General features: G+C 53.7%; 9 protein-coding genes. 2 read left to right on the top strand and 7 right to left on the bottom strand.

The features are described 5' to 3' along the window. Positions 1-166 precede the first annotated feature (166 nt). Entirely contained in the window at positions 167-1,078 is a 912-nt protein-coding gene (locus JJD74_RS27665; RefSeq protein WP_200617366.1) for a hypothetical protein, read from the top strand. Positions 1,079-1,137: 59 nt separating this feature from the next. Here the strand turns inward: JJD74_RS27665 and JJD74_RS27660 are convergent, their stop codons facing one another. The 3 genes from JJD74_RS27660 to JJD74_RS27650 all read right to left on the bottom strand — a co-directional run bounded on the left by JJD74_RS27660 (position 1,138) and on the right by JJD74_RS27650 (position 5,297). After that, positions 1,138-2,424 (bottom strand): OmpP1/FadL family transporter, encoded by a 1,287-nt coding sequence (locus JJD74_RS27660; RefSeq protein WP_200617364.1) that lies wholly within the window; start codon positions 2,422-2,424, stop codon positions 1,138-1,140. A 921-nt stretch (positions 2,425-3,345) separates the two neighbouring features. After that, the gene (locus JJD74_RS27655) at positions 3,346-4,611 is read right to left on the bottom strand and encodes a DNA methyltransferase (RefSeq protein ID WP_200617362.1); all 1,266 of its coding nucleotides are present in this window, start codon (positions 4,609-4,611) and stop codon (positions 3,346-3,348) included. 161 nt (positions 4,612-4,772) lie between these two features. Continuing rightward, positions 4,773-5,297, bottom strand: a complete 525-nt coding sequence (locus JJD74_RS27650) for a hypothetical protein (protein ID WP_200617361.1) — start codon at positions 5,295-5,297, stop codon at positions 4,773-4,775. 212 nt (positions 5,298-5,509) lie between these two features. Here JJD74_RS27650 and JJD74_RS27645 point away from each other — a divergent pair, with 212 nt between their 5' ends. Continuing rightward, the gene (locus tag JJD74_RS27645) at positions 5,510-6,325 is read left to right on the top strand and encodes a hypothetical protein (protein WP_200617360.1); all 816 of its coding nucleotides are present in this window, start codon (positions 5,510-5,512) and stop codon (positions 6,323-6,325) included. Positions 6,326-7,096: 771 nt separating this feature from the next. Here the strand turns inward: JJD74_RS27645 and JJD74_RS27640 are convergent. The 4 genes from JJD74_RS27640 to JJD74_RS27625 all read right to left on the bottom strand — a co-directional run bounded on the left by JJD74_RS27640 (position 7,097) and on the right by JJD74_RS27625 (position 9,288). Further along, complete coding sequence (locus tag JJD74_RS27640; protein ID WP_200617358.1) at positions 7,097-7,459, bottom strand: histone-like nucleoid-structuring protein, MvaT/MvaU family; 363 nt, start codon at positions 7,457-7,459, stop codon at positions 7,097-7,099. 316 nt (positions 7,460-7,775) lie between these two features. Beyond that, positions 7,776-8,000, bottom strand: coding sequence for a hypothetical protein (locus JJD74_RS27635; RefSeq protein ID WP_200617356.1), 225 nt, complete (start codon positions 7,998-8,000; stop codon positions 7,776-7,778). A gap of 14 nt (positions 8,001-8,014) precedes the next feature. After that, positions 8,015-8,401, bottom strand: a complete 387-nt coding sequence (locus JJD74_RS27630; protein ID WP_200617355.1) for a hypothetical protein — start codon at positions 8,399-8,401, stop codon at positions 8,015-8,017. 86 nt (positions 8,402-8,487) lie between these two features. Next, positions 8,488-9,288, bottom strand: coding sequence for a phosphoadenosine phosphosulfate reductase domain-containing protein (locus JJD74_RS27625; RefSeq protein ID WP_200617354.1), 801 nt, complete (start codon positions 9,286-9,288; stop codon positions 8,488-8,490). Positions 9,289-9,508: the final 220 nt, after the last annotated feature.

The raw sequence follows: 9,508 nt of genomic DNA, 5'->3' as shown, positions 1-9,508 counted from the left end.
GAGTCAGCTGCCGGTAATGCGTAGTCATCTGCGCTTGAATCCTTCGGTGTGAGAGCCTGGATTCTACCGGTGGCTGGCTCTCTGCCTCTCGTTTCAAGCGTTGCGCTTATTCTATGAATTCAGGGGCGACGCTTTTCCAAAAGAATTGACAAATAAGAAACGATTTATGCGCGAACGAGCCCAACGCAAGTCAAATAGCCACAAACTGGATGAGATCCCCGAAGCTGTGATCCAGCAACTCGGCAAGCGCTCGGATCGCGATCTTTCGGTTGAATGTGGTATTTCGGCTTACTTCTTGAAGCAGAAGCGTCTTGCCTTGGGTATCGACCAGTTCAAACGTGGTGTATACCCCGAAGAAATGGTTCAACTGCTGGGGAAAGTTACAGACCGGGAAGTCGGTGAGCAGTTTGGGTACCATATCGCAAGCGTCTGTGCACTTCGAAAAAAAATGGGCATCGCCTCCACGGTTAAGCCTGCAACTACACCTACTCAAACTCCCAACCCCAAAAAGCGCGAGATAGTTAATTTGCCGCAGGAGCTGATCAGTCAACTGGGGGTGCGATCTGATCAGGATCTATCCACCGAGTTTGGTTTCACGCTGCACTACCTGAAGAAGGAGCGGAAAGCCCGGGGTATCCTGAGTGTAAATGTGCCTAAGTACCCCGAAGAAATGTTGTCCTTGCTTGGGAAGGTACCCGATCGTGATTTGGTGGCCAGGTTTGGCTACTCATCAACCACACTTTCAATACTTCGAAAGAAGTTGGGGATCAAGCGGCACCATAAGGTCTGGACGGCCGAACGCATTGCGTTACTCGGCAAAATTAAAGACTCAGAAGTCGCGGCCTTGCTCGGCGGCGCCTTTACAAAAGGTTCGGTCGGTCAATGTCGTCGCTCCCTGGGGATACCCATTTGCCGAGGGCCAAGGAATGGCGCCCCAACTGCCCTTTTCCTCTCGCTCAGTCGGGGCTTAACCACCGGGAAGATGGAAGCAATGCCAAGTACACAACCAGGTGAGACCGGACAATTGACTCAATTTCCGCCAGTCCCTGGGTCAGAAGCCAATTCGCTTCAAGCCTAAGACAAAGGAATAAAAAAAGCCCCGGCATGCTGGGGCTTTTTTGTTTGACCAACTAACGCTTAGAAGCGATAGGTCAGGCCGAGGCCGAGGCCGTGTGCGCTGTTTTCATACTTGGCGTTGTAGGTGGTGTTTACACCTGGGGCAAGAGGCTTCGAGTGGCTGACTTTAACGTCTTCTTCCATCAGGTAGGAGTACGCCATGTCGACAGTGATGTCTTCGGTTGGGCTCCAGCCTGCACCGAGGCTGAATACTTTGCGGTCGCCAGTCGGGATACGCGGCGAACGGTCCTCGTTGTTGGTAGGCGATTGGTCAACCGAGAAGCCGGTACGGAGTGTCCATTCCTTGTTGAGCTTGTAGCTAGCACCGATGGCGTGGGCCCAAGTGTCGTGCCAGTTCTGTGGCTCGCTGATAGTGCCAATCGCGCCAGCGCTACCGCCCAGCTGCGCTGGTACGCCACTATTGTTGACGGTAATGTCCTCTAGACGGCTCCAACGGGTCCAAGTGCTGCCTAGGTATAGGGTCCAGTTCTGGTCCAGCTCGTGGGTAACGGAGAAATCCACGGACTCAGGAGTCTTGAGTTTCAGCGAGGCATCGAACTTGCTGCCACTGAAAACGCTGAAAGGAGCACCAGTGATCCTTGTTTTGCCCTCGAGCTTGTAATCAACCATCGAGTGGTAAGTTAGGCCTAGACGCGTGCTGTCAGTGGCCTGAACCATGACGCCTATGTTGTAGCCAACGGCAGTGTCATCACCGCTGATTTTCACTTCACCGTCGTTAGTACCAGCAAAGTTACTACGGACATCAGACTTCAATGTGCCGTCAATACGGTTGATGGTCGGACCGAAACCGATCGAAACCTTGTCATTAAAGGCGTAGCTGACGGTCGGCTGCAGGGTCACGACCGAAACTTTACTATAGCTACCGAAGTATCGGCCGGCGAAGCCGTTTTCATAGTCGGTGACCAGGCCGAACGGTGCGTAAATACCGAATCCGAATGCCCAATGATCATCGATTGGCTTGACGTAATAGCCCATAGGTACGCCGACGGTCGGAACCATATCGCCATCGAAGTTGCCACCTGGAGAATTGCTGCCGTCTCTGCTGATATCTGACTTGGCGAGAATGGCAGCCGCGCCTACGGTCACTTGTTCGCGCTTAAGGCGTGCCATGCCGGCAGGGTTACCAAATACAGTGCTGGCGTCATCGGCAGAAGAAGAGCGGCCAGCAAAACCAGTGCCCATCCCACTGATGCTTTGTTCGTTAAGAGCGAATCCAGCAGCGAAGAGTTGAGTGGATGCCACGGCCACAGCGAAACCGATGGTGTTTTTGAAAAGCACTTTTTTCATTATTATTAATCCTTGGTGATCAGCGCCGACGAAATTACCAATAAAATGCTCGCAGCGCCATAGCCTGTATTGCCTGTATTGCCTGTATTGCCTGTATTGCAGGAGATAGAGCGGTTTTGTAGGACAATCCAACACAATTTAGTGAACCTTCCGGAAATATTATTGGAAGTGTTAACAGGTGATGTATGCGTTAGGGAGTCACAGGACTTTCCAGCTATTGGCGGGTAATTATGATCAGAGCAGCCATTGTGCTTGGCACAAAACATCGCCTCATCTCAGGGGCGCAGAAGATTCTTTTGTGCCAAGGGCGGCACAAACGAGGGAGTCGTAAGCGAATTTATTCTGAGTGCTCAGCGCGACCCGTCTCGGTCAGTCAGAGATGACTGGACTTTCTCGGTGGGTTGAAGCAGTAACCGCCCGACGTGCCATCCATTAGCATTGGCTCGGAGTGGATCTGGGCACGCGATAATTCCGCCCATTGCTCGGCATTTTGGCCTAGGTTTGTGAGACAGCCAGGGGCATCGTCGGCATGTCCGTACAGTGCTGCCGGTATGGTCCCCGCCATCATTCCGGTGCTGATTGTTGCGGCAAATCCAAGCGCCAAGAGCGTTGCAATCCCCAAACCAGTAGCGATTGTTTTTTTCGTAACCATGGTGGTGGCCTCGTGAAATCTTTCCCCTCGAGGCTACCCATTCGGCCTGGTGGTAGCGGCCCTATCTGAGACATGTCAGGGGCATCGGTCACCAATTATGAGGCACTTCGTTCGTGCCGGTGTGGCCTAAGAGTCCAGCAGTTGCAGAAAACTGTGCGATTGACCGCGTGTCCCTCGCGATTTCAGGAATAGGCAATCCTGCCTATGCAAGGCATTAGGCAAGGTTGCCTACTTGTCCAGTTTCGGACCCGTGACCAATGGCTGTGCTTCTACGCGTCGGATGTCCCGAATGCTTCCTCTAATGCCGGATTGATCCAGAAGCCTTGGAATGAACGGAAGAGTTCGGCGGCTCCACGCACGTACTGCAATGCACTCTCGACGCAGATCCAGCGACGTTGATTCTCTTCAGCTGCTCGACCGGTCATGGCCCGGCCTGAAAAAATATCAGCGACCAAATCGCCGGGCTCTGTCAGGAATTTGATAAAAAAATCAGGTACAGCAAATGGCCAGCCGGCGCCGTGCTGAGTCAGACCCAGGCTGGTTAGCGCTTTTCTGTGTTCCCGTCCGCGGGCACAGGAGTGGCCAATCTGGAGCGTGTTCTTTGGGATGGCGCCGTTGGTGATTCCGCCAAAGCTTCCCGGGCGGACCCGATAAGCGCGATCACCATAACTTGTGCTTCGATGCTCACCACCTTGACTCAAAAGCTTGGCATGGCGCTCAGTGTGAGGCCTTAGCACCCTTCGATTATCTGCCTTACACAAAATAGGATCGCGGGCAAACCACAGGCATGGTTCCCACGAAACATTGAGTTGTTGGCGCGTCCGACTTGACCACTGCATTGGACCTGGTGCCTTCGACAAATTTATCCATGGAACCCTGTCCATGAGCGTCAGTCCCAATCGGTCCTCGAGGGCAATAATTGTGCGTTCCAAATACGTGGATCTGCCTGGTGATTTTTCGAGGAATGAATCATTGGTCATGTTCAATACGAGGCTTCCAGTTGCCGAAATTTTCGGCACGATGGGTTCAAGGACCTGGCAGATAAAGTCGACAAATTCACTCGCCGTGGGGTTGCCATACGCTCGAGAAATTCTCAGGGGGAATGGGGGGGAAGTCAGGACGAGTTCAATCGGCTCATCGAGCCCGGCCAAAGCGTCTGGAGACGTTCCCCACAAGGCCAGTCCGAGGTTGGTGCTGAACCCAAGCAGGGTGACGCCGGGTGAGGGCTTGTTCAGCCCCTTTTTAGCCTTCTCGGTAAGCTGCCATAGCCCTCTGGCACCTTCGACCCGCTCAACCACTCCAAGCGCTTTGAGTGACTGTTGTTGCCAGCGGATCGATCGCCGGGTTGTGGAGTGCAAATCGCCGGCGGCGCCGATCGGGCTCCGAGCGTTCATCACATGGTCAGGAATCTCGGCCGTGCGGCCCACGATGTGATAAAGCTCATCGTTGCTTAGAGGGCGGTTAGGGTTTGCCTTAAAGGCATTTTCAACATGCTCAAACAAATCGAGTTGGGGTTTTGCCGGGGGAACAGTCATTGGATTGCGGCCTCGGGTTGCTAGGCTGTAGGGGTAGAGTTGCATAGCCCGCCGCGGTAACGATGCGAGCGTATGTATTACCGAGGGGTCATCACCTTTGATGGGGAATAGCTCTGTCTCGCCCCCTTGAGCTCGACAAAGGGGGTGAGACGTTAAAAGGCTCAGTTGATCATACGGAGAATGGCATTCTGCTCCGGGTGGGGTTTCGCTTCGGCCTGGACCTTAACGAGTTCATCCTCGTTGAGCGGCCGTGTTCCATCCTCGGCACTGGCGTCGATGATGAAGCCGTACCTGCCGCTAACGGCTTCTTTCAACGCAAAGTAGTAATCGTGCAGCATCAGGTTGCCGGCCTCGTCTTCATTTTCGATGGCAGTGGAATTGCAAGCCGAGAACGCCATCAGGTTTGCGACAAACGAGGCAGCTTCCATGGTCATACTCTCCTCACTGTGCCCGTATCTGACGACATTCTTTGCGCCCTGATCCGGAAGGATCAGCGCAAATGCGCCATTGAAGTACTCACGAATTTCATAGCTTCCCCCCTGGTACTTGCTGCCCAGGAGATAGGCCATGGCGTTTAACACCATCTGCTCCCACGCGACGCAATACACACCCAGTTTTTTATGGAGTGCATCGGGAGTGGTCGGGGTGGTGGTGAAAGGCTGAGCAGTATCGATTTGTTGAGGCATAGTTAGACTCCCTTGAGCAGTGATATGTGGAGTCACGCTCTCACAGCTTTCCAATATGCAAGTAGGGCTCACCGGCGCAGCAGTACTTGCGCTTTTCGCTTGTGGCCGTAGTCTTGCTTCTGGATTGATTTTGCGTGGTTCCTTGTCCGTCTGGTACGCACATGGAGAAAAGGTCGGTGGCCTCACCACCTAAGACTTGAGGGAATATGAGATTGACAATGATCGAGCAGCGAACAACACCTGCGATCACTATTGCCCATTGGCGGACCTGGTTAAATGGTGCGCTCCCCATATTTCTCAGGGTATTGCCGCTCTATTTTCTGGTCACTTTTTTGGCCGCCATGATTGCAATTGTACTGTTGCTGACAGTGGGTAAGGCCGCTTTCCACATCTTCAGTTTGGGGAGCCCCCTCGTATTTTTTGTATTGGCACTGTGCTGTTGGAAGGCTGGGGCAATCCCTGGTTCGCAGCTGTTTACAAAGGCTATGGGCCCAGGCTCTCCTTGGCGGAACTTTTTCAGGCTGGCCACGCCCCTCGCACTGATCATTGGTGGCTTGCTAAACGTCGTCGCGTTGGGGGCAATGCTTAGTTCCGATATTGCCGCCTGGCAAACGGGATCTCTCCCGCGGTTTGAAATTCCTAGCCAGCTGTTTGGGGAAGGGAAGAGGAACCTCCTGGTTATCCTCTACACGAGTGCGGTCGAGCAGCAGCTCAGCATCATGCCTTTATTTATCATCATGGGAGGGAAGGTTGAGCCCTATCTGGTCGCCGCGATGATGTCCGGGCGCGTCACCTGGGAGAAGGCCAAATTGATGCAGGAAGCACTGTCGAAGCGCGACAAATTGATTCTAGGCCCCATGCGGCTATTGGTGATCTGTGGCGTTCTCCTACAGGCTTCTGCGAAGTGGTTGGACGCAACGACGAACTCACTTGGAGTGGCTCTGCTTCTGGTCAGCATTTGCGGCTGGTTGTTCTACTGCAGCCTTGTGGCCTCAGCGGCTGAGGATCTAGTACCGGCTGAGCGCTGAGATTGTGCAGGCGAAAAAAAACCCGACACAGTGTGCCGGGTTTTTTTTCGACCACGCTTTCGCGAGGGTCAGTGCTTTAGCCTGGTATGCCAGTTGCCTGGAAAAACTCTGCAGTGCAGAGTGGAGGCGAGTTAGTCCTTTCGTTCGGGGGAGCCCTACTTGATGTAACTATCTCTCATACCATCTTGCAGCTGCAGTTGTTATTTGGGACTGAAAACTTCCCGAGGCACCGACTGCGGACCTCGCTGACCAGGTCTAAAAAACCTTGGCCCGGAACTACACCGAAGTGTTGAGTTCCCGCTTACTGACAGCGGCAGCCATCTGAACGTCTAGAATTTGTTCCTGCTGTGCAGGAGTCAATGACTCGTATTGGAGGCATTGCTAATAGGTAACCGATAAATACGGCGGAGCTGACGCCAACACCTGAAATCCACGAGGTCACGGCATTTAAGTAAGGATTGTTCGGTTTGCTATATGAGCGAAGCGGCTAAAGCGCGGCGAGGTTCAAACAGCATTGAAGAGTGCCCCAGGCTGAATCCTAAAGGTTCAGGTAGGGTCATAAAGATCGGATGAAACGCTGGGTAGGTGCTGCAAGCAGCTTGGCTTTCGCCGATCTGGTGAGCTAGCACCAGAGAAAGAGTGAGCATAATGCCAGTGGGCCCCACTGTGAGCAAGCAGTGCCCCGGAGGTTTCGATGGTTTTTCAACTTGTAGGCATCAGACATAAAAAACCCCTCGGAAGGGGTTATGGTTTTCATTGTCGCGGCAAGCGTCAGCCGCGCAGCCAGGAGTCGACCGTGCCTGCACCGTATTGCTCCTTCCAGGCTTTCAGGCCGCGGTGGTTACCGCCCTTTGTTTCAATCAACTCGCCGGTATGTGGATTCTGATAAACCTTGACCATACGTGCGCGGCGGACTTTTGGAGCTGCCTGCTTCGCGCCATTTTTTGCCGGGGTAGGGTCAAGCAGGTTGATAATGTCGCGCAGACTTTTTTGATACTCACCCATCAGCTTGCGCAGCTTGCCCTCGAACTCCAATTCGGTTTTCAAGCGGTCATCGCTGCTGAGCTGCGCCAATCGACTCTGAAGCTCCTTGATAGCATCTTCGGTCGCACGGTACTCATTTATCAGGGACATCGTAATTCTCCAATTGATCTTAAAACTAAGATTGAAGGGTAGCCGCAATGTGTGCTGTTTAAGCTAACCCTGCTGGTCCGCGGAATTCACATACAGAATCTTACACCAGGGGCATGAGATCAATCGGTTAGTTCGCGAACAAAGCCGTCACAGATTGGGACCGTACCTGTCGATCATTAGCTCCCACATTACAATTGCTTTCCGAGGAAAGAATCTTTTGAGGCTGTCGTGAGCCAAAAAAATACAGCACTTTGCAATGACAGCGACAAAAATGCCCGCTCAAGGCGGGCAGGTGTGTCGCGGGATTTTCCGGGATTCAGTTATTTTTGCCGAGCCCCGACAACTTCATGCCAGGTTGCTGGTTCACCAACTGAAGCATCTGCTTATCAACGTCGTTGACTTCCGAGCAATCTAGCGCTTGGAAGCCAGCATGCCCAAGCATTTTGGCTGCAAGGTTCGGATCACCCAACCGGGTGGCCAGCGCTGCGGCGGTGACAAATCCGTGCTCATAATCACTTAGCGCTTTGAGTGTTGTGCTCATCATCTTTTCCGTATTTAGTTGGGCAACATGCTGGAGCGATAGAGCGCTGACCCCGCCAACAAGGTCGCGCTCGGTTGCTCCAAAGCAGCACGGATCATTTCTTCGGCCGATTGCCCGGTGGAGTCATGCACGGCCTGGCCAAGTCGCAGCAGCTCAAGTGGAACGGACTGATCGCGAGCCTTTGTTGCGAATTCATACTCCTTGGCCTGACCGTAGACCGTGGACGCATTGAAGCGGGTGCACAGCATATTAATTGCTTGCACCTCGGCCTCGGGCAGGAGGATCGTTTCCCCATCACAAAAGACCTGACGGACGCCTTTCAGAGCGTCGATGGCATCCAGATATCGCGATGGATCTACCGTTGCGGAAACTGATGGATACTCGGGGTATTCGTGCTTCATGCCGGATATTCCGTGAGGCTTGTTCAGTCGTTGTGAAGGGGCTGGACGCTGTTCTGTAGGCCTTTAGCCGTATTTGCGGGCTAAGGTTAAGCCACCAGCTCAACCAATGGAATGCGATTCATATGCATGGTGTAGCCCGTCCGTTGCTCAAGTTCGACGTATTGTTCAAACAACTCAGGGCGCGCAATCCGACCATTTCGCAGGTCAGCTTTGGAAGCCATCACACAGAAGACGCAGCTAAGGCGATCATTGCCCAAGGCATAGGCGTAGTGGGGTTTCTGCCCGGCTACCGCGATGGCATCGAACACTTCGGTAGCACTCATGTCATGGATCGGAAGCCATTCGAACCATGTGTGCACGGAGTTGCTTATTCCCATACGGCTGAACGCAGCACGCTTGGCGCGGCCCGGAGACTCCTGAGCACGCAGCCCAAGGCAGTTCACGATGGTCTTGAATCCGTTGGCCTTGGCGTAGCGTCGGACCTCACGCTGGATCGGGCCTCGCTTCAGGTCACTTGTGCACTGGCGGGTTGTGGCTGATGGCCAACTCGGAACTTCCGGGCGGCTCTCATACCTGCGCTCGACCATTTCCAGCAGCGTCTTGGAAGCTGTGGCCACAATGAACGGCAGTGCAGCATCGGCCGCTTGATCGCGGGCCAACTCCATGGCTCCAGGCCACTCCATGGCACCGAGCGAAGCGTGAACAACAAGCAGTTGCGACGCTGGCACGCGCTCCAGCAGTCGGATTAACTGAATTTGTGAATCCTTGCCTCCAGAGTGGTTGGCTATAAAAAGCGCTCCATCCTGGATCAGTCGATCGACTTCATCCTCCCAAGAGGCGCGAATACCCACGTCATCGCCAAACAACATCTGCAGCTGAACAGTCATGTGTTTTCCTCTGTACGGGTTGCCGTAGAAGGCACCTCGCCAAACCTCAACTCGATGTGGCAATTCTCCCACGTCAGTGCGAAATGCAAGCCCCAAACCGCGCCCCAAAACATCTGGATCTAAGCCGGTACCAAGCCATAGACCTACCTGATGGTGATGTGATCGACGTTCGGTGGGGTGGTCGACCGCTCTGTACTAAGCCCCTAAGGACAAGCTGCTA

The organism is Pseudomonas sp. MF6776 (assembly GCF_016613125.1).
Classification (GTDB): Bacteria; Pseudomonadota; Gammaproteobacteria; order Pseudomonadales; family Pseudomonadaceae; genus Aquipseudomonas; species Aquipseudomonas iridis.
The sequence above is the reverse complement of the archived record's forward strand: the minus strand, read 5'-3'. Positions and strand labels throughout refer to the sequence as shown.